This is a genomic window from Halomonas salipaludis (assembly GCF_002286975.1).
Classification (GTDB): domain Bacteria; phylum Pseudomonadota; class Gammaproteobacteria; order Pseudomonadales; family Halomonadaceae; genus Franzmannia; species Franzmannia salipaludis.
The window spans coordinates 512,464-529,331 of record NZ_NSKB01000005.1 but is presented as its reverse complement, the minus strand read 5'-3'; the positions used below and the strand labels follow the sequence as shown (position 1 = coordinate 529,331).

Sequence of the window (16,868 nt, the reverse complement as noted above, 5' to 3'; positions counted from 1 at the left end):
GACGGTGGAGCCTGGCTCGACCTTGGCGGTGTTGAGCACCGCACCGATGCCGGTGGTGACGCCGCAGCCGAGCAGGCAGATCTTGTCCAGCGGCGCCTGCTTGGAGACCTTGGCCAGCGACACCTCGGGCAGCACGGTGTACTCCGAGAAGGTCGAGCAGCCCATGTAGTGGTGCAGCATCTTGCCGTCCAGCGAGAAGCGGCTGGTGCCGTCGGGCATCAGGCCCTTGCCCTGTGTGGCGCGCACGCTGCCACACAGGTTGGTCTTGCCCGAGAGGCAGAACTTGCACTGGCCGCACTCGGCGGTATAGAGCGGAATGACGTGGTCGCCGACGGCTAGTGAGGTGACGCCTTCACCGACCTCCTCGACGATGCCGGCGCCCTCGTGGCCGAGCACCGCCGGGAAGTTGCCCTCGGGGTCGGCGCCGGACAGGGTATAGGCGTCGGTGTGGCAGACGCTGGTGGCCTTGATGCGCACCAGCACCTCGCCGGCCTTGGGCCCTTCGACGTCGACCTCGGTGACTTCCAGCGGCTTGCCGGCTTCAAGTGCGACTGCGGCGCGTGACTTCATTGGCGGACTCCTGTAGACCCGTGCGTCGAGGCGTGCGTCGGCGACTGCCGAGCGCCACGCCAGTGTCCTGTCAGTCTAGGCCAGGCATCGCCTCTGGATAAACTGGGCTAAGCTCATAAGATTATTGTCATCAAGCAATAATCCAACGGGGAAACCACCATCATGCAACGCTGGGATCGCATCGAGGCCTTTATCGAAGTCGTCCGGCTGGGCACCTTCTCGGCCGCCGCTCGTCACCTCAAGGTATCCAACTCCCATGTCAGTCGACTGGTCGGGCAGTTGGAGAACCAGCTCGGCACCCAGCTGCTCTACCGCACCACCCGCCAGATCCGCCTGACCGACGCCGGCGCACTCTACTACGAGCACTGCCATCATCTGTTCGACGGCTTCCGCGAGGCCGAGGCGGCCATCGACGACCTGCAGCGGCGCCCCAAGGGCATTCTCAAGCTGACCTCGGCAACCACCTTCGGCGAGCGCTTCGTGGCTCCGCTGGTCAATGACTTCCAGTGCTTGTACCCACAACTCGAGGTCTACATGCACTTTACCAATCGCCAGGTGGAGCTGATCGACGAAGGCTACGATATCGCCATTCGCATGGGCGTGCTCAAGGACTCGACGCTGATCGCCCGACGCCTCTGCGAGCGCCGCGAGTACGTGGTGGGCTCGCGGGAGTATTTCGAACAGCATGCCCGCCCGCATTCACTGGCCGAGCTGGCCAATCACCGCTGCCTGCTGGGGTCGCGGGACTTCTGGCTGTTCGATGTACGTGGCTCACGCCGCGAGGTACGGGTGCATGGGCCCTGGCAGGCCAACTCGGGGCCCGCACTGCTCGACGCCGCGCTCAAGGGGCTGGGGCTGGCGCAGCTGCCGGACTACTACGTGGAGCCCTACCTGCAGTCCGGCGAGCTGGTCTCGGTGCTCGACGCCTTTCAACATACCGATACCGCGGTATGGGCGGTCTACCCGCGCCACCGGCATCTCTCACCCAAGGTCAGGCTGCTGGTCGACCACCTGGTCGCCAATATCGGCGATCGCATCCAGCACTGCCATGACCACCCAGGCGTAGGCTTCCAGCCCCCGGCGCGTAGCTAACCCACATCGTCGAGCAGCGGTCGCAGGCTATCGGTCAAGTAGCACTCGTCGAACTCCGCCTCGTGCGCCAGCGCTTGCATATCGGGAATCAGCAGCTGGTGGCGATCGCGATGCACCAGATCGTCCTCGCCCAGCGCACTGAAGGTACGACTGACGTGGACCGGACTGAGGCCGAGGATATCGGCCAGCTGCTCCTGGGACAGCGGCAGGCGGAAGGCCGCGCCACCGTCAGGCTCGGTCTGACGTAGCCGCACATACATCTCGAGCAGGAAGTGCGCCATCTTCTGGCGCGCACTGCGCCGCGCCAGATTCACCAGGCGTTCGGTCAATAGCGCCTGCTGACGGCTGGAGATCGCAAACAGTACCGAGGTGAGGGTAGTGGACTTGCGGAACAGCTCGAGCATTCGGGCGTGGGGAAAGTGACAGACCACCCCATCCTCGATCATCTGTACGCCGGCCAGGCGCTGAGAGAACGCGAACTCGCGCAGACCGATGATATCCCCGGGCAGATACACCTCGAGGATCTGACGGTTGCCATTTTCGAGATGCCGGTAGGAGTATGCCCAGCCGCTACGCAGAGTGCAGAACTCCGTGGCACGATCGCCCTCTTCCCAGAGCTGAGCGCCGGCCTTGACCTGCGTCGGGCTCTGTTCCAGGTCGTTGAGCAACCGCTTGTCGTCTTCCGATAGCGAACAGTAGTGATTGAAGTGCCGAATGATGCAACTGTCTTTGTAGTCCACGACCGCCTCTCCCCTGATGACGATATCGAGCTTGCTGTCGGCGCTGACGGCAGCATTTTTTCTACTATACCCTATCGCTCACATACCGCCGACCGCCATCCACCCCCTCGATAAGACAGGGCAAGAGGCCTTACGAATCAACGACTAGGCGGGTTTAGGCGCCATGCGGCGCCCTTGATCAACATTCGATGGCGTTGACAGCCAGACCACCACGGGAGGTTTCCTTGTACTTCTCCTGCATGTCGGCGCCGGTGTCACGCATGGTGCGGATCACCTTGTCCAGCGAGATGAAGTGCTCGCCGTCGCCGCGCATCGCCATCTGGGCAGCGTTGATCGCCTTGACCGAGGCGATGGCGTTGCGCTCGATGCACGGCACTTGCACCAGTCCGCCCACCGGGTCGCAGGTCAGCCCCAGGTTGTGTTCCAGGCCGATCTCGGCGGCGTTCTCCACCTGACCGACGCTGCCGCCCATCAGCTCGGCCAAGCCGGCGGCGGCCATGGCGCAGGCCGAGCCCACTTCACCCTGGCAGCCCACCTCGGCCCCCGAGATCGAGGCGTTCTTCTTGCACAGGATGCCCACCGCCCCGGCGGCGAGCAGGAAGTCGACCACGTCGCGCTCGCAGGCGTCGGGCTGGAATTTCATGTAGTAGTGCAGCACGGCAGGGATGATGCCCGCCGCGCCGTTGGTGGGCGCGGTAACCATGCGCCCGCCAGCGGCATTCTCTTCGTTGACCGCCAGGGCGAAGACGTTGACCCAGTCCATTGCCGAGAAGGTCGTGGCAATCAGGCTGGGGCTCTCGCCCACCGCCAGCAGGCGGCGATGCAGGGCCGCTGCCCGGCGCTTGACGTTGAGTCCGCCCGGCAGTACGCCTTCGGCAGCCAGGCCGGTATCCACGCAGGCGCGCATGGCCTGCCAGATCCGCCACAGGCCATCGCGGATCTCGGCCTCGCTGCGCCAGGCCTTCTCGTTCTCGAGCATCAGCTCGCTGATGCGCAGGTCATGCAGGCGACACAGAGCCATCAGCTCGGCCGCGGAGTTGAAGTCATAGGGCAACGCGGTGGTGTCGCTGTCGAGTTCGCCGGCCTGCGCCTGCTGCTCGTTGATGACGAAGCCGCCGCCCACCGAGTAGTAGGTGTTGTGGTGCAATGTCTCGCTATGGCCATGGGCCACCAGCCGCATGGCATTGGGGTGATGCGGCAGGCACTCGTCGTGCCACTGCAGGTCGCGGGTCCACAGGAAAGGAACGGCCAGGCGGTTGTCGAGCAGCAGGCTGTGGGACTCGAGCAGCTCCTCGATGCAGGGACCGATGACGGCAGGATCGATGCGGTCGGGCTGCTCGCCCATCAGCCCCATGATCACCGCGCGATCGGTGCCATGCCCCTCGCCGGTGGCCGACAGCGAGCCGTAGAGATGCACCTCGATACGCGCCACCCGCTCGAGCAGCGCTCGCTCACGGAGCTCGTTGACGAAATCGCAGGCGGCGCGCATCGGTCCTACGGTATGCGAACTCGACGGCCCGACGCCGATCTTGAACAGGTCGAATACGCTGATGGACATCGCTCGGCTCCCCACTTGGCCCTTAGGCCTTTAGATCAATTTGACTAAACTTCGATCGCAACGCATCGTGCCAATCAAGGATAGCCCACGCACTGTTGCCATGTTCAATCAGGATGGGATGGGCGACAATCGAGAATATCTTGCCTTGGGTATACTTAAACTAAACCATGAGCCGTTCACTCAACGCCCAGACCCACGCCTGGCTGAAGGTCTTCGCGGTCAGCGCCCGCCACCTCTCCTTCACCCGTGCCGCCGAGGAGCTGCACGTCACCACCGGTGCCGTCAGCCAGCAGATCAAGCAGCTCGAGGAGCGCCTCGGCTTCAAGCTGTTCCGACGCCGACCGCGGCAGTTGGAGCTGACCGACGAAGGGCGCCGGCTGGCGGCAGTGGTCGACGAGGCCTATCAATCGGTGGGGCTGGAGGTGAGGCGCCTGCGCAGCGGTGTCATGAGCGGTATCCTGCGCCTGCGCAGCGTGCCGTCGTTCCTGGCCAAGTGGCTGATGCCGCGCCTGCCACGGCTGCAGGCACGCTTCCCCGACATCGAGCTGCAGGTGGTCGCCGAGGACAGCAACATCTCGCTGCGCGACGGCGACTACGACTTGGCCCTGGACCTCAACGACGGCCACTACCCGGGGCTCGCCATCACCCCGCTGATGGATGAGGTGATCTTTCCGGTTTGTGCACCGGCGCTGCTGCGTGGCAAGCCCTCGCTGTCAGCCCCCGAGGATCTGGCCTGGTACCCGCTGCTCCACGACGTCACCGCCTGGCGCGGCAGCCACGACTACGCCGAGTGGGAGCACTATCTGCACGCCATCGAAGCGCCTCACGTCAACGTGCGCCGCGGCTACACCTTCAATCGCAACCAGCTGACCATGGAGGCGGCCATCTCCGGCATGGGCGTGGCCATCGCCCGCCAGACGCTGATCACCGGCGAGCTCAAGAGCGGCGCGCTGATCGCCCCCTTCCCCCAGCGCGTGGCCACCGGTAAGCGCTACGGCATCGTCCACGCCCAGGGGGCACTGGATGATCGCCGCGTATTGGCGGTGCACGACTGGTTGGTAGAGGAGGCCCGGCGCTCGGCGCCGCGGCTAGCCGGCACTGAGTAAAGGCGATAACATACAACAACGTATATATATGCCACCGAGCTCTCGATGCCCACCCAACCTCCCAACGAGCCGATCCACTTCGGCTCCGCCGCTCTGCGCGCCCTGTGTTACATCCTGCTGATCGTCGCCCTGACCCAGGGCGCCTACTATGAGGCGCTGTATCTCGAGCAAGTGCGCTTTACCGAGCTTGGCTTCACCGAACTGGCCCAGACTGCACTGCTGGCGGGCGCCTCGGCGCTGCTGCTGTATGTTCGCCAGTCACTGCGACAGCTGCCCCATGTCACCCTGCTGATGTTCGCTTTCGTGTTCAGCTCGTTGATTCGCGAGCAGGACTCGCTGCTCGACCACTATGTTGCCGATGGTACCTGGCAGGTACTGGTAAGCCTGGTGATCGTGCCGATCCTGGGCTGGGTGGTCCACCGCCGTCAGGCCTTTGCCGACGAGTTTTCGCGCTACGCCAACAGCGCCTCGTTCGGCATGTTTGCCGCCGGCGTCCTGACCACCTATGTCTTCTCGCGGCTCTACGGGCGTAGCGAGATGTGGATGGCAATCCTCGGCGACAGCTATCAGCGCACCTTCAAGGATGCTGCGGAGGAGGTCGTGGAGCTGCTCGGCTATGCCCTGATCCTGATCGCCATGATTGAACTCGCGCTGCTGGCCAGGCGCTGGGCCCGCCGCACCTGAGAGCGTCGTAGTCTCCCCCAACGCAAGACGCCCGCCACCTTGCGGCGACGGGCGTCTTGGGTGAGGCGCCAGGCGGCGTTATTCGTCGAGGAACGAACGCAGCGGCTCCGAGCGGCTCGGGTGACGCAGCTTGCGCAGCGCCTTGGCTTCGATCTGACGGATCCGCTCGCGGGTCACGTCGAACTGCTTGCCGACCTCCTCGAGGGTGTGATCGGTGTTCATGTCGATACCGAAGCGCATGCGCAGCACCTTGGCCTCGCGGGCGGTGAGGCCGCCGAGCACGTTACGGGTAGCCTCGATCAAGCCTTCGCCGGTGGCCGAATCGATGGGCAGCAGCATGGTGCCGTCCTCGATGAAGTCGCCGAGGTGCGAGTCGTCGTCGTCACCGATCGGCGTCTCCATGGAGATCGGCTCCTTGGCGATCTTGAGCACCTTGCGCACCTTGTCCTCGGGCATCTCGAGGCGCTCGCCGAGCTCTTCCGGGGTCGGCTCGCGGCCCATCTCCTGCAGCATCTGGCGCGACACACGATTGAGCTTGTTGATGGTCTCGATCATGTGCACCGGGATGCGGATGGTACGCGCCTGGTCAGCGATGGAGCGCGTGATCGCCTGACGAATCCACCAGGTGGCGTAGGTCGAGAACTTGTAGCCGCGGCGGTATTCGAACTTGTCCACCGCCTTCATCAAGCCGATATTGCCCTCCTGGATCAGATCCAGGAACTGCAGGCCGCGGTTGGTGTACTTCTTGGCAATCGAGATCACCAGACGCAGGTTGGCCTCGACCATCTCTTTCTTCGCCCGGCGCGCCTTGGCTTCGCCGATCGACAGCCGGCGGTTGACCTCCTTGAGCTCGCCCACCGGCAGCTGGACCATGTCCTCCTCGAAGGCGATCTTGCGCTGGGCGCGGGCGATATCACTGCGGAACGGCGCGAGACGATCACTGAACTTGGCGTTGGCGGCCAGGAAGTCCTCCATCCAGTCACTGCGCGACTCGTTGCCGGGGAACGACTTGATGAAGGTCTTGCGTGGTACCTTCCCGCGCTTGACGAACACCTGCATGATGGCCTTTTCCTGCTCGCGGACCTGCTCGACGCTGATCCTCACCTGGCCCACCAGACGTTCGAAGTGCTTGGGCACCAGCTTGATCGGCGAGAACAGCTCGGCCAGTCGCGCCTGCTCCTCGAGCGCTTGCTTGGAGGTGCGACCATGCTTGGCGATGGCAGCCTGGACCAGGGCGTTCTGCTCGCGGATCTGCTCGAAGCGCGCACGCGCTTCCTCAGGGTCCGGCCCGCCTTCGTTGCTGCTGTCGTCCTCCTCGTCGTCATCTTCGTCGAGCTCGGACTCGGGTTCCGGCTCCGGCACTTCGGCCTCGGCCACCCCGGGAATGCCCTCGTCGGGATCGATGAAGCCGGAGAACAGGTCGGACAGGCGGCCCGGCGCCTCCTCGTCCTGGGTGCCGTCATAGATCTCGAGAATCGACTCCACCGCACCGGGCAGATAGGCCAGCGCCGACATCACCTCGCGGGTACCTTCCTCGATGCGCTTGGCGATCTCGATCTCGCCTTCGCGGGTCAACAGCTCTACGGTACCCATTTCACGCATGTACATGCGCACCGGGTCGGTGGTGCGGCCCACGTCGCTCTCCACCGCAGCGAGCGCCGCCACCGCCTCTTCGGCGGCCTGCTCGTCGGTGGAGTGATCGGACATCATCAAGGTGTCTTCATCGGGGGCTTCCTCAACGACGCTGATGCCCATGTCGTTGATCATGCCGATGATGTCTTCCACTTGATCCGGGTCGGCGATATCCTCGGGAAGGTGGTCGTTGACCTCGGCATAGGTCAGGAAGCCCTGCTCCTTGCCGCGCGCGATCAACTCCTTCAGACGTGACTGCTGCTGCGCATTTCCAGCCATAGAAACCCTATCTCGACGAAGAAGAATGAAGCACCCAAACGGGTAGGCGAAGAAAATCGTAAAGCCGACCAGTATAGCTGCTAGCCATAGGGGTCCGCCAGTGATGCGTTTGCGCCAACGTTCAGGTGTGTTAGGTTGTTCGGTTAGGCTCGCGCCAGCGTTGCCCAGCTCCCCCTTAGATGGTGATGCTTGGCAACAATTCAACCCTGGCGCCAATAAACACCTTGGCCGTTCACTTCTCTGCCTCAGACAACAAGGTCATGAGGCGACGCCGCTCCTCGGCCGTCAACGTCTCTCCCTGACGCTTTCTTCCCAGCAATGCATCGATTTCCTGCTGGCGCGTCGGTTGCTGCCGATTGCGCTGGAAATAGGCCACCAGGCCATCCAGCTCGGCGCCGCGATTGACGCGGGGAATCAGCAGCTCACGATGCGCCAGCGCCGCCAGCCGCTCGCCCTCCTGGCTACCGTGAAAGTGCGCCAGCAGCACCTGGGCGCTGCGGTAGCCGCCGGCGCGGATCAGCGCGATCACCTCGCGACACAGCGCACCATCCGGGTCGCCATCGGGGCACCAGTCGTCACCCTCCGGCAGCCTCTCGACCAGCCCCGGCTCATGCACCAGCAGCTGCAGCGCGCGTGCCGCCAGGCTTAGCGCGCCCCGCGACACCGCGGGACGCTCGCGGTACCTTGCCTCATCGGGCTCGACGGCTGCCGGCGGCGGCTCGACGGGCGACTCAGGCGTGGCCAGCAGCGCCTCAAAGCGAGCCTGCTCGACGCCGGTGCGCTTGGCCAGCTCACTCAATAGCAGCGACTTGAGCACCCCTTCCGGCAGCCTGGCCAACGCCTTGAGTACCTGGCTGGCGTAGCGCTCGCGCTCCTCGATGCGCGCCAGATCACGCCCCGCCGCCGCCTGATCGAACAGGAACTCCGAGAGTGGGCTGGCGCAGACCACGCGGTCCTGAAAGCCCTCGGCACCTTCGTTACGCACCAGCGTATCCGGATCCTCGCCCTCGGGCAGGAACAGGAAGCGCGCCTGGCGACCGTCGATCATCATCGGCAGCACCGTTTCCAGCGCCCGGGTTGCGGCCTGCCGACCGGCGCGATCGCCGTCGAAGCAGAACACCACCTCGTCGACCATGCGGAACAGCCGCGTCAGATGGTCCTCGCTGGTCGAGGTGCCGAGGGTGGCGACCGCGTTGCGAATGCCGAACTGCGCCAGCGCCACCACGTCCATGTAGCCCTCGACGATCAGCACCCGTTCCAGCTGGCGATGGGCCTGACGCGCTTCAAAGAGGCCGTAGAGCTCGCGCCCCTTGTGAAACACCGGCGTTTCCGGCGAGTTCAAGTACTTGGGCTTGGCGTCGCCGAGCACCCGCCCACCGAAGGCGATGGTATTGCCCTTGACGTCACGGATCGGGAACATCACCCGATCGCGAAAGCGATCATAGGTGCGGCCGCTATCTTCGCGGTGTACCAGCAACCCGTACTCGATCTGTACTGCTTCGCTGATGCCCTGCTCGCTCAGATGGCGCTTCAGCGTCTCCCAGTCGTTAGGGGCAAAGCCGATGCCGTACTCCTCGACCACCTGGGGCGACAGGCCGCGACGCTCGAGGTAGCCGCGCGCCGCCTGCCCTTCGGGCATCTTCATGCGCTCACGAAAGAAGCTCGCCGCCAGCTCGAGCAGGTTGACGCCCTGCTTGCGCTTCTTCTCGCGGGCCTGGGCTCGCGGGTCGTCGGCGCCCTCTCGAGGCACTTCCATGCCCTGTCGCGCAGCCAGCTGCTCGACCGCTTCGGGGAAGCGCAGGTTGTCATACTCCATCAGGAAACGTAGCGCATTGCCGTGGGCGCCGCAGCCAAAGCAGTGATAGAACTGCTTGTCCTGACTGACGGTGAAGGACGGCGACTTTTCCTGATGAAACGGACACAGGCCCGAGTGGTTGCGGCCACTCTTCTTGAGCTGCACGCGCTCACCCACCACCTCGACCACGTCGACGCGGGCCAGCAGATCATCGATGAAGCGTTGCGGAATTTGCCCGACCATGAACCTCAGCGATCCTGAAACGCACACGCCAACACTTGCCTGGGCATGGGCGGCGCGTGAAAAACAAGCGGCCACCGAATCGGCGGCCGCTTGGCGTCCCTCTTGGAACGGTCAGTCAACGCGACATCGACCGCTCCCAGTACGGATCAATACAACCGTTCGAAACGCTTGCGCTCACGCTGCAGCTTCTTGGCGTGACGCTTGACGGCGGCTGCGGCCTTGCGCTTGCGCTCGGCAGTCGGCTTCTCATAGTGCTCGCGACGACGCACTTCGGAGAGAACACCGGCTTTTTCACAGGAACGCTTGAAGCGACGCAGAGCGACGTCGAACGGCTCGTTATCACGTACTTTGACAGAAGGCATTAAGCACTCACCTACCTTGGAATCATGAGTTCGGTTTGAACGCACGCCCCGGGGGCCACGTCCCTCACGCGTTTCGTCACTGGCTGGCTTCGCCATGAAGCATGGCAAGGCAGCAAAAGGGAGAAGCGAAAGAAAGAGTGCATCCCGGGCGCACGACCCAGTCTTACAGCGCACAATAGTCTAGTCGTCGTCTGCGGGGTTTGCAAATTTCCCGACCAGATGCTGCCCCCAGCGTCGCAAAGCACGTAGAATGAGCGCCCCACAGCGACCACGGAAGCCAGCCACGATGCGCGTACTGGGGATCGAGACCTCCTGCGACGAGACCGGCGTCGCCCTGTTCGACAGCCAGCGCGGCCTGCTTGCCGACGCCCTATATAGTCAGGTGGCAATGCACACCGACTTCGGTGGCGTGGTGCCGGAGCTGGCCTCCCGCGACCACACCCGGCGCCTGCTGCCACTAATCGACGAGGTGCTCGGCGAGGCCGGCCTGGGCCGCCACGACCTCGACGGCATCGCCTATACCGCCGGCCCCGGCCTGGTCGGCGCGCTGATGGTGGGTGCCGCCACCGCCCACGGCATGGCACATGCCCTGCAGATTCCGGTACTCGGCGTGCATCACATGGAGGGGCATTTGCTGGCGCCCATGCTCGAGGCCGATGCCCCCGCCTTTCCGTTCGTCGCACTGCTGGTCTCGGGCGGCCACACCCAACTGGTCGAGGTGCTCGGCCTGGGCCGCTATCGGCTGCTTGGCGAGTCGCTGGACGATGCTGCCGGCGAGGCCTTCGACAAGGCCGCCAAGATGCTGGGTCTCGACTACCCCGGCGGCCCTCAGATCGCCCGCCTGGCGGAACACGGTGACCCCAAGCGTCTACGCTTCCCGCGGCCGATGACCGATCGTCCGGGGCTCGATTTCAGCTTCTCGGGGCTCAAGACCCATACCCTGACCGCGATCCGCCAGCTCGATGCCGCTGGCGAACTCGACGACCAGGCGCGCGCCGACGTGGCCCGCGCCTTCGAGGAGGCGGTGGTGGATACCCTGGTGATCAAGTGCCGCCGCGCGCTGGATGCCAGCGGCCAGTCACGTCTGGTGGTGGCCGGCGGCGTTAGCGCCAACCGGCGTCTGCGCGAGCGCCTCGACCGCGAGTGCGCCAAGCGCGGCGCCCGTGCCTACTACCCGCGCGGGCGCTTCTGCACCGACAACGGTGCCATGATTGCCTATGCGGGAGCCCAACGTCTGCTGGCCGGCGAACGTGACAGCGCCACCATGCACGCCGTGCCACGCTGGCCGCTGGCGGATCTAACCCCTCCTGCCAGTACGTCAACCCCGCAATGATCGCGCTATTTATGTTCAGAGCCCAACCTCTGCTGGCCGGCGAACGCGACAGCGCCACCATGCACGCCGTGCCACGCTGGCCGCTGGCGGATCTAACCCCTCCTGCCAGTACGTCAACCCCGCAATGATCGCGCTATTTATGTTCAGAGCCCAACCTCTGCTGGCCGGCGAGCGCGACAGCGCCACCATGCTCGCCGTACCGCGCTGGCCGCTGGCGGAGCTTACTCCTCCGGCGGGGTGATGCGGCGCTCGAGACGCGGCTCGCCGCCGCGCCCCAGGCGGCGGATATTCCAGACATGGCGCGTCACCACCAGCAGCGCGAAGGCACTGACCACCCACACGTAGTCCGGGGCCAGCCACCAACTGGCCAGCGGCGCCAGGCAGGCCGTGGCCAGCGATGCCACCGCGGCAGTGCGCACCCGCCAGGCCAGCAGCGCCCACAGCAGGGCGCACAGCAGCGCCACCCAGGGCGTTAGCACCAATAGCACGCCGAAGGCGCTGGCCACCGCCTTGCCGCCACGAAAGCGATGCCACAGCGGATAACTGTGGCCCAGCAGCACACCCAGGCCGACCAGCCCCTGAGCCCAGGCCGGTAGCGCCACGCCCTTGGCCAACCACAGCACCGGCATGCCCTTGGCAGCATCCAGCACCAGCGTGGCCAACGCCAGGCGCGCACCGTATAAGCGCAGCACGTTGGAGAACCCCGGATTGCGCGAGCCGGCCAGCCGCGGGTCGCGCACACCGGCCCAGCGGCAGACGCTGAGCGCTCCCAGCCAACCGCCGCAGGCATAGGCCAGCGCCACCAGCAGCAGGGTGATGAGCAGCAGTTCGACTAACGACATGGCAAGCGCGCCGCGGCGAAGGATGTCTCGATTCTGCCAGCCTTGCCCGCCCAGCGGTAGCCGTGCCTTCCTATCGTTGGCGACATGGCTACAGTACAATCGCCGCTCATACGTCAGACAGCAGGATGGGAGACAGGGATGCGCAGCGATCGAGTGATCATCGAGTCACTGGCCGTGGAGACCGTGATAGGGGTCTACGACTGGGAGCGTGAGATCCGCCAGCGACTGGTGCTCGACCTCGAGCTGGCCACCGACATCCGTGCCGCCGCCGCCGCTGACGATATCGCCCTGACCCTCGACTATGCTGCCATCAGCCAGCGCATTGCGCGTTTTGCCGACGAGCAGGCGTTCGCCCTGGTCGAGACCTTTGCCGAGCGCCTCGCCAGCCTGCTACATGACGAGTTCGCCATCGCCGGGCTGACGCTCACGGTGCGCAAGCCCGGCGCCGTGGCCGAGGCGGCCGCGGTGGGCGTGCGCATCTCGCGGGAGTGGTCGTAATGGCACTGGTGACGGTCAGTATCGGCAGCAATATCCAGCGCGACCATCACGTACGGGTATGCCTGGACGCCCTCGCCGAGCGCTTTGACGCCCTGCAGATCTCGCGGGTCTTCGAGAGCGAGCCGGTAGGGTTCGAAGATGGGCGCAATTTCTACAACCTGGTCGCGGCCTTCGAGACCCAGCTCGGCGTGGGCGAACTGCAGCGCTGGTGCAAGACTCTCGAATACGCCAACGGCCGGCGCAAGGACAGCCCCAAGTACAGCCCGCGCACCCTCGACATCGACCTGCTCACGGTGGGCGATGCCTGTGGCCTGGTGGACGGCGTGGCGCTACCCCGCGACGAGGTCGACAAGCACGCCTTCGTGCTGCGGCCGCTGGCCGAACTGCTACCCGACCAACGCCACCCGCTCAATGGCCAGCGCTATGCGACTCTCTGGGCACGCTTCGCCGAGAGCGAGCTGGCTCACCAGCAGCCGCTGTGGCCAGTGGATTTCGTGTGGCAGGGTAGGCGCATCTCCACTGCCCACTAGTCGACACGGGGCAGTTCACACCAGGGCGTCGGCGATCACCTGCCAGCGCCGCCGCCGCACCTCCTCGCCCAGCGCCTTGCCGCGATAACCCTCCTCCAGCAGCAGCCGCGGCACTACCTGCTGGGCCAGCCGCCAGGCCAGCGCCAGGTCATCGGCCAGCGCCGGGCGTTCGAGGCTGACCAGCGAAATCAGCGGCACCACCCGCGCGCTGCGCCGCCAGGCATCGATGGCATCCAGCCAGCCCAGGATCGCCGCTGCATCGGGATTTTCCTGGCGCCATAGCCCGCGGCTCAACGCCACCTGCCGCGCCAGGTCGGCGTAGGCATTGGGCAGCCGCAGGCGCTTGGCCAGGGCGTCGCGCTGAGCGTCAGCGAGGTGTTCGACCAGCCGCGCCCAGCGCCAGCGCGGCAGTGCCTCGGCGGGGTCGTCGAGGGGCTCTTCCGGGACCCGTGCAAGACGCGCCAGGGCCGCGGCGAGCTCATCCGAGTCGCCATGGAGCTCTGGCATCAGCCGTGGCAGGGCGCCACAGGCATCGAGCAGCGTGAAGTAGGCCTCAGGGTGCGGCTCGCCGAGGGCCTTTTCGGTTTCCCCCCAGACGCGTTCAGCGACCAGGTGAGCCAACTCACCGCTGGCCGCCAGCTCGCGCATCAGCGCCAGGGTCTCTGCGGCGATGGTAAACCCCAACCCCTGGTAGCGCGCCAGAAAGCGCGCCGCGCGCAGCACCCGCAGCGGATCCTCGGCGAAGGCCGGCGACACATGGCGCAGCACTCGTGCCTCGAGGTCGTCGCTGCCGTGAAAGGGGTCGACCAGGCCACCGTCGGCATCCTCGGCCATGGCGTTGATGGTCAGGTCGCGGCGCGCCAGGTCCTCTTCGAGGGTCACCTCGGGGCTGGCGTGCACCACGAAGCCGGTATAGCCGTGACCGGCCTTGCGCTCGGTGCGCGCCAGGGCGTACTCCTCGTGACTCTGCGGGTGCAGGAACACCGGGAAGTCGCGGCCCACCGGCTTGAAGCCGCGCCGTTGCATCTCCTCCGGAGTGGCGCCCACCACCACCCAGTCGTTGTCGTACACCGGCCAGCCGAGGCGCGCATCGCGCACCGCACCGCCGACCCGATAGACCTCGAGCCCAGCGGTGTAGCGGTCGCTGGCGGCGGCCATTTTCAGTGCGCCACCCGAGTCGGGTGGCGCTGCGCCCAGTCGCTGAAGCCACCGTCGAGGCTGTACACCTGCCGATAGCCCTGCCCGGCCAGCCAGGCGGCGGCCTGCTGGCTGGAGTGGCCGTGGTAGCAGACCACCACCAGCGGCCGGTCATGGGGCGTCTGGTCGAGCAACACACCGGCGCTGGCGTTGTCGAGGTGGCGACTGCCCGGGATGTGCCCCTGGGCAAAGCTCATCGGGTCGCGAATGTCGACCAGCGTCAGCGAGGCCTCGGCGTCGAGCCAGTCGGCTAGCGTGGTAGGGTCGAGGTGCTCGAAGGGGGTATCGCTCATGGGTGTCTCCTGTGACGTGCCTGGTGCTGTCTCAGCGCTGCTGGCTGGGTACGCTGATACGTTCGCCGCTGTCGAGGTCGAGCGCCGTCAGGCTGCCGCCCCAGACGCAGCCGGTATCCAGGGCCTCGGCGCGCACCCGTGCGCCCGGCGTATGCCCCTCGAGGGCCGCCCAGTGGCCGAAGATGATCTGCGGGTCATCGTCGCGCGGGTAGCTGAACCAGGGAGCAAAGCCCGGCGGCGCCGAGTCGAGGCCCTCCTTGGCGGCAAAGTCCAGGCAGCCGTCGGCGTCGATGAAGCGCATGCGGGTAAAGGCGTTGACGATCACCCGCAGTCGCTCGATGCCGTCGAGATCGTCACGCCAGCAGGCCGGCTGGTTGCCGTACATCTGCTCGAGGAAGGCCCCGCCACGCTCACTGCCCAGCCGTTGGCACACTTCATCGGCCAGCGCCAGCCCCCGAGGCAGCGACCACTGCGGCAGAATGCCGGCATGTACCATCAACTGCTCGCCCTCGGCCACCGCCAGCGGCTGCTGCATCAGCCAGTCGCACAGGGTGTCGCGGTCGGCGGCGGCGAGGATGGCGTCCAGGGTATCGCTGCGCTTGAGCGTCGCGCCACCCCGCGCTACCGCCAGCAGATGCAGATCGTGGTTGCCCAGCACCACCCGCGCCGCGTCGCCCAGTGCCTGCACTTCGCGCAGGCAGTCGAGGGAGCCCGGACCGCGGTTGACCAGGTCGCCGGCCAGCCACAGCTGGTCGCGGTGCGGGTCGAACGCCAGGCGCTCGAGCAGTGCGACGAATTCGCGGTGGCAGCCCTGCAGGTCGCCAACGGCGTAGCGCGCCATGGTGCTCTCCTTGCTCTGCTTTGGGTATCGGCGCCGGTGGCAGCCGGGAGCCAGCACCTAGTGTACCTGATTGGGTCCGGCCAAACGGAAGGGCGCAATGGCCACGTCGAAGGCCCGCTGGGCAGTGGTATCGATACAGGTATAGGCGCCCTCCATGACCCCTACCGGTCCATCGAGAATCGCCCGACTGGTGTAGCGGAAAGTCTGGCCCGGGCCGATCAGCGGCTGCTTGCCGACCACGCCCTTGCCGCGCACTTCCTGCACCTTGCCGCTGCCCTGGGTGATCTTCCAGTAGCGCGCCAGCAGCTGCACGCTGCTCGGCGAATGATTGTGCACGGTGATCGTGTAGCTGAACACGAAGCGCCGCTCCTCGGGCGAGGACTCCTCCTCACGGTACTGCGGGTCGACGTCGACATGTACGCCCTTGGGCAATGGCAGGCGGCTCATGGCGTGGCCTCCGCCAGGTGATTGGCGATGCGCACGAACTCCTCGATGTGCAGCGTCTGGGGGCGTCGCGCCGGGTCGATCTCCAGGCCCGCCAGCGCCTCGGCAGTGATGCGCCCCTTGAGATTGTTACGCAGCGTCTTGCGGCGCTGGCCAAAGGCTTCGCGCACCACCTCGAACAGCACGCGCTCATCAAGGGCCGGGTGCGGCAGTTCCGGGTGCGGGGTCAGGCGCACGATGGCCGAATCGACCTTGGGCTGCGGGACGAAGGCCTCCGGCGGCACCACGAACAGCGAGTCGACCCGGCAACGATACTGGGCCATAACCGAGAGGCGCCCCCAGTCGGGCCCGCCGGGCGTTGCCGCCAGGCGCTCGACCACTTCCTTCTGCAGCATGAAGTGCATGTCGGCAATCGCCTCGCGCTGCTCGAGCAGGTGCACGATCAGCGGGGTGGAGATGTTATAGGGCAGGTTGCCCACCACCCGCAGCGGCTGGCCGTCGCCCTTGAGCGCGGCGAAGTCGAACTTCAGCGCATCGCCCTCGTGGATCGTGAAGTCCGGGTAGTTGAAGAACTGCACGCGCAGCCCGGGGATAAGGTCACGGTCGAGCTCGATGACCTCGAGGCGCCCGCCGGCGGCATCCAGCAGCGGCTCGGTGAGCGCCCCCTGCCCGGGACCGATCTCGACCAGGCGCTCGCCGTCGCGGGGAGCGATGGCACGCACGATGCGCGAGATGATGCCGGGGTCGCGCAGAAAGTTCTGGCCGAAGCGCTTGCGGGCCCGGTGTACGGGGGGACGAGATGACATGCGGGTTGGCGTCCTCTATGGGT

The 16,868-nt window shown here is 65.9% G+C and carries 18 protein-coding genes and 1 pseudogene; 7 read left to right on the top strand and 12 right to left on the bottom strand.

The annotated features are described in order from the left end of the window. Nucleotides 1-570: alcohol dehydrogenase catalytic domain-containing protein (locus tag CK498_RS15625; RefSeq protein WP_176475809.1), on the bottom strand; the 570-nt coding region annotated here is incomplete at its 3' end. A 162-nt stretch (nt 571-732) separates the two neighbouring features. On the opposite strand from CK498_RS15625, the gene CK498_RS15620 reads away from it, so the two are divergent. Then, a complete protein-coding gene (locus tag CK498_RS15620) occupies nt 733-1,662 on the top strand; it encodes a LysR family transcriptional regulator (protein WP_095621760.1) in 930 nt (309 codons plus the stop codon). On the opposite strand, the gene CK498_RS15615 is transcribed toward CK498_RS15620, so the two are convergent. Together CK498_RS15615 and CK498_RS15610 are read right to left on the bottom strand one after the other, a co-directional pair. Continuing rightward, nucleotides 1,659-2,402 carry a Crp/Fnr family transcriptional regulator gene (locus tag CK498_RS15615; protein WP_095621759.1) on the bottom strand — a complete coding sequence of 248 codons (744 nt, stop codon included), beginning with the start codon at nt 2,400-2,402 and terminating at the stop codon, nt 1,659-1,661. The genes CK498_RS15620 and CK498_RS15615 overlap by 4 nt on opposite strands. 178 nt (nt 2,403-2,580) lie before the next feature. Further along, on the bottom strand, nt 2,581-3,960 hold the full coding sequence (locus tag CK498_RS15610; protein WP_095621758.1) for an L-serine ammonia-lyase: 1,380 nt from the start codon (nt 3,958-3,960) through the stop codon (nt 2,581-2,583). A gap of 167 nt (nt 3,961-4,127) precedes the next feature. On the opposite strand from CK498_RS15610, the gene CK498_RS15605 reads away from it, so the two are divergent. Beyond that, nucleotides 4,128-5,066, top strand: coding sequence for a LysR substrate-binding domain-containing protein (locus CK498_RS15605; protein WP_095621757.1), 939 nt, complete (start codon nt 4,128-4,130; stop codon nt 5,064-5,066). A 45-nt stretch (nt 5,067-5,111) separates the two neighbouring features. After that, entirely contained in the window at nt 5,112-5,750 is a 639-nt protein-coding gene (locus CK498_RS15600) for a hypothetical protein (RefSeq protein WP_095621756.1), read from the top strand. 78 nt (nt 5,751-5,828) lie between these two features. Here CK498_RS15600 and rpoD read toward each other — a convergent pair whose 3' ends face one another. The 3 genes from rpoD to rpsU all read right to left on the bottom strand — a co-directional run bounded on the left by rpoD (nt 5,829) and on the right by rpsU (nt 10,061). Further along, the gene (rpoD, locus tag CK498_RS15595; RefSeq protein WP_095621755.1) at nt 5,829-7,661 is read right to left on the bottom strand and encodes an RNA polymerase sigma factor RpoD; all 1,833 of its coding nucleotides are present in this window, start codon (nt 7,659-7,661) and stop codon (nt 5,829-5,831) included. Nucleotides 7,662-7,893: 232 nt separating this feature from the next. Then, nucleotides 7,894-9,699, bottom strand: a complete 1,806-nt coding sequence (gene dnaG, locus CK498_RS15590; RefSeq protein WP_095621754.1) for a DNA primase — start codon at nt 9,697-9,699, stop codon at nt 7,894-7,896. 146 nt (nt 9,700-9,845) lie between these two features. Further along, nucleotides 9,846-10,061 carry a 30S ribosomal protein S21 gene (rpsU, locus tag CK498_RS15585; RefSeq protein WP_016416934.1) on the bottom strand — a complete coding sequence of 72 codons (216 nt, stop codon included), beginning with the start codon at nt 10,059-10,061 and terminating at the stop codon, nt 9,846-9,848. Between the two features lie 286 nt (nt 10,062-10,347). Between rpsU and tsaD the strand changes: the two genes are divergently transcribed. Beyond that, entirely contained in the window at nt 10,348-11,394 is a 1,047-nt protein-coding gene (gene tsaD, locus CK498_RS15580; protein WP_095621753.1) for a tRNA (adenosine(37)-N6)-threonylcarbamoyltransferase complex transferase subunit TsaD, read from the top strand. After that, nucleotides 11,382-11,522: pseudogene (locus tag CK498_RS26980) on the top strand (tRNA (adenosine(37)-N6)-threonylcarbamoyltransferase complex transferase subunit TsaD); the annotation flags it as partial. The gene tsaD and the pseudogene CK498_RS26980, both read left to right, overlap by 13 nt. A 93-nt stretch (nt 11,523-11,615) precedes the next feature. On the opposite strand, the gene plsY reads toward CK498_RS26980, so the two are convergent. Then, entirely contained in the window at nt 11,616-12,236 is a 621-nt protein-coding gene (gene plsY, locus CK498_RS15575; RefSeq protein ID WP_176475808.1) for a glycerol-3-phosphate 1-O-acyltransferase PlsY, read from the bottom strand. 138 nt (nt 12,237-12,374) lie between these two features. On the opposite strand from plsY, the gene folB reads away from it, so the two are divergent. Both folB and folK read left to right on the top strand, forming a co-directional pair. Continuing rightward, nucleotides 12,375-12,734, top strand: a complete 360-nt coding sequence (gene folB / locus CK498_RS15570; RefSeq protein ID WP_095621752.1) for a dihydroneopterin aldolase — start codon at nt 12,375-12,377, stop codon at nt 12,732-12,734. After that, nucleotides 12,734-13,264: a 2-amino-4-hydroxy-6-hydroxymethyldihydropteridine diphosphokinase gene (folK, locus tag CK498_RS15565; protein WP_095621751.1), complete on the top strand. Its 531-nt coding sequence runs from the start codon at nt 12,734-12,736 to the stop codon at nt 13,262-13,264. Before folB ends, folK begins: the two co-directional genes overlap by 1 nt. 15 nt (nt 13,265-13,279) lie before the next feature. On the opposite strand, the gene CK498_RS15560 is transcribed toward folK, so the two are convergent. The 5 genes from CK498_RS15560 to rsmA are packed head-to-tail and all read right to left on the bottom strand — an operon-like array spanning nt 13,280 to nt 16,845. Further along, entirely contained in the window at nt 13,280-14,422 is a 1,143-nt protein-coding gene (locus CK498_RS15560) for a polynucleotide adenylyltransferase (protein ID WP_095621750.1), read from the bottom strand. A gap of 2 nt (nt 14,423-14,424) precedes the next feature. After that, entirely contained in the window at nt 14,425-14,754 is a 330-nt protein-coding gene (gene glpE / locus CK498_RS15555) for a thiosulfate sulfurtransferase GlpE (protein WP_095621749.1), read from the bottom strand. Nucleotides 14,755-14,785: 31 nt separating this feature from the next. Then, nucleotides 14,786-15,595: a symmetrical bis(5'-nucleosyl)-tetraphosphatase gene (locus CK498_RS15550; protein ID WP_095621748.1), complete on the bottom strand. Its 810-nt coding sequence runs from the start codon at nt 15,593-15,595 to the stop codon at nt 14,786-14,788. Nucleotides 15,596-15,652: 57 nt separating this feature from the next. Continuing rightward, nucleotides 15,653-16,042, bottom strand: a complete 390-nt coding sequence (gene apaG, locus CK498_RS15545; protein ID WP_095621747.1) for a Co2+/Mg2+ efflux protein ApaG — start codon at nt 16,040-16,042, stop codon at nt 15,653-15,655. Continuing rightward, the gene (rsmA, locus tag CK498_RS15540) at nt 16,039-16,845 is read right to left on the bottom strand and encodes a 16S rRNA (adenine(1518)-N(6)/adenine(1519)-N(6))-dimethyltransferase RsmA (RefSeq protein WP_095621746.1); all 807 of its coding nucleotides are present in this window, start codon (nt 16,843-16,845) and stop codon (nt 16,039-16,041) included. The genes apaG and rsmA overlap by 4 nt, the downstream gene beginning before the upstream one ends. Nucleotides 16,846-16,868 lie beyond the last annotated feature (23 nt).

Excerpts from the sequence above, each read along its gene's own strand:
- CK498_RS15620 (WP_095621760.1), top strand. The coding sequence starts at position 733 with ATGCAACGCTGGGATCGCATCGAGGCCTTTATCGAAGTCGTCCGGCTG.
- rpsU (WP_016416934.1), bottom strand. The coding sequence starts at position 10,061 with ATGCCTTCTGTCAAAGTACGTGATAACGAGCCGTTCGACGTCGCTCTG.
- folK (WP_095621751.1), top strand. The coding sequence starts at position 12,734 with ATGGCACTGGTGACGGTCAGTATCGGCAGCAATATCCAGCGCGACCAT.
- tsaD (WP_095621753.1), top strand. The coding sequence starts at position 10,348 with ATGCGCGTACTGGGGATCGAGACCTCCTGCGACGAGACCGGCGTCGCC.
- CK498_RS15550 (WP_095621748.1), bottom strand. The coding sequence starts at position 15,595 with ATGGCGCGCTACGCCGTTGGCGACCTGCAGGGCTGCCACCGCGAATTC.
- rsmA (WP_095621746.1), bottom strand. The coding sequence starts at position 16,845 with ATGTCATCTCGTCCCCCCGTACACCGGGCCCGCAAGCGCTTCGGCCAG.
- glpE (WP_095621749.1), bottom strand. The coding sequence starts at position 14,754 with ATGAGCGATACCCCCTTCGAGCACCTCGACCCTACCACGCTAGCCGAC.
- plsY (WP_176475808.1), bottom strand. The coding sequence starts at position 12,236 with ATGTCGTTAGTCGAACTGCTGCTCATCACCCTGCTGCTGGTGGCGCTG.
- CK498_RS15600 (WP_095621756.1), top strand. The coding sequence starts at position 5,112 with ATGCCCACCCAACCTCCCAACGAGCCGATCCACTTCGGCTCCGCCGCT.
- rpoD (WP_095621755.1), bottom strand. The coding sequence starts at position 7,661 with ATGGCTGGAAATGCGCAGCAGCAGTCACGTCTGAAGGAGTTGATCGCG.
- apaG (WP_095621747.1), bottom strand. The coding sequence starts at position 16,042 with ATGAGCCGCCTGCCATTGCCCAAGGGCGTACATGTCGACGTCGACCCG.
- CK498_RS15610 (WP_095621758.1), bottom strand. The coding sequence starts at position 3,960 with ATGTCCATCAGCGTATTCGACCTGTTCAAGATCGGCGTCGGGCCGTCG.
- folB (WP_095621752.1), top strand. The coding sequence starts at position 12,375 with ATGCGCAGCGATCGAGTGATCATCGAGTCACTGGCCGTGGAGACCGTG.
- CK498_RS15560 (WP_095621750.1), bottom strand. The coding sequence starts at position 14,422 with ATGGCCGCCGCCAGCGACCGCTACACCGCTGGGCTCGAGGTCTATCGG.
- dnaG (WP_095621754.1), bottom strand. The coding sequence starts at position 9,699 with ATGGTCGGGCAAATTCCGCAACGCTTCATCGATGATCTGCTGGCCCGC.
- CK498_RS15605 (WP_095621757.1), top strand. The coding sequence starts at position 4,128 with ATGAGCCGTTCACTCAACGCCCAGACCCACGCCTGGCTGAAGGTCTTC.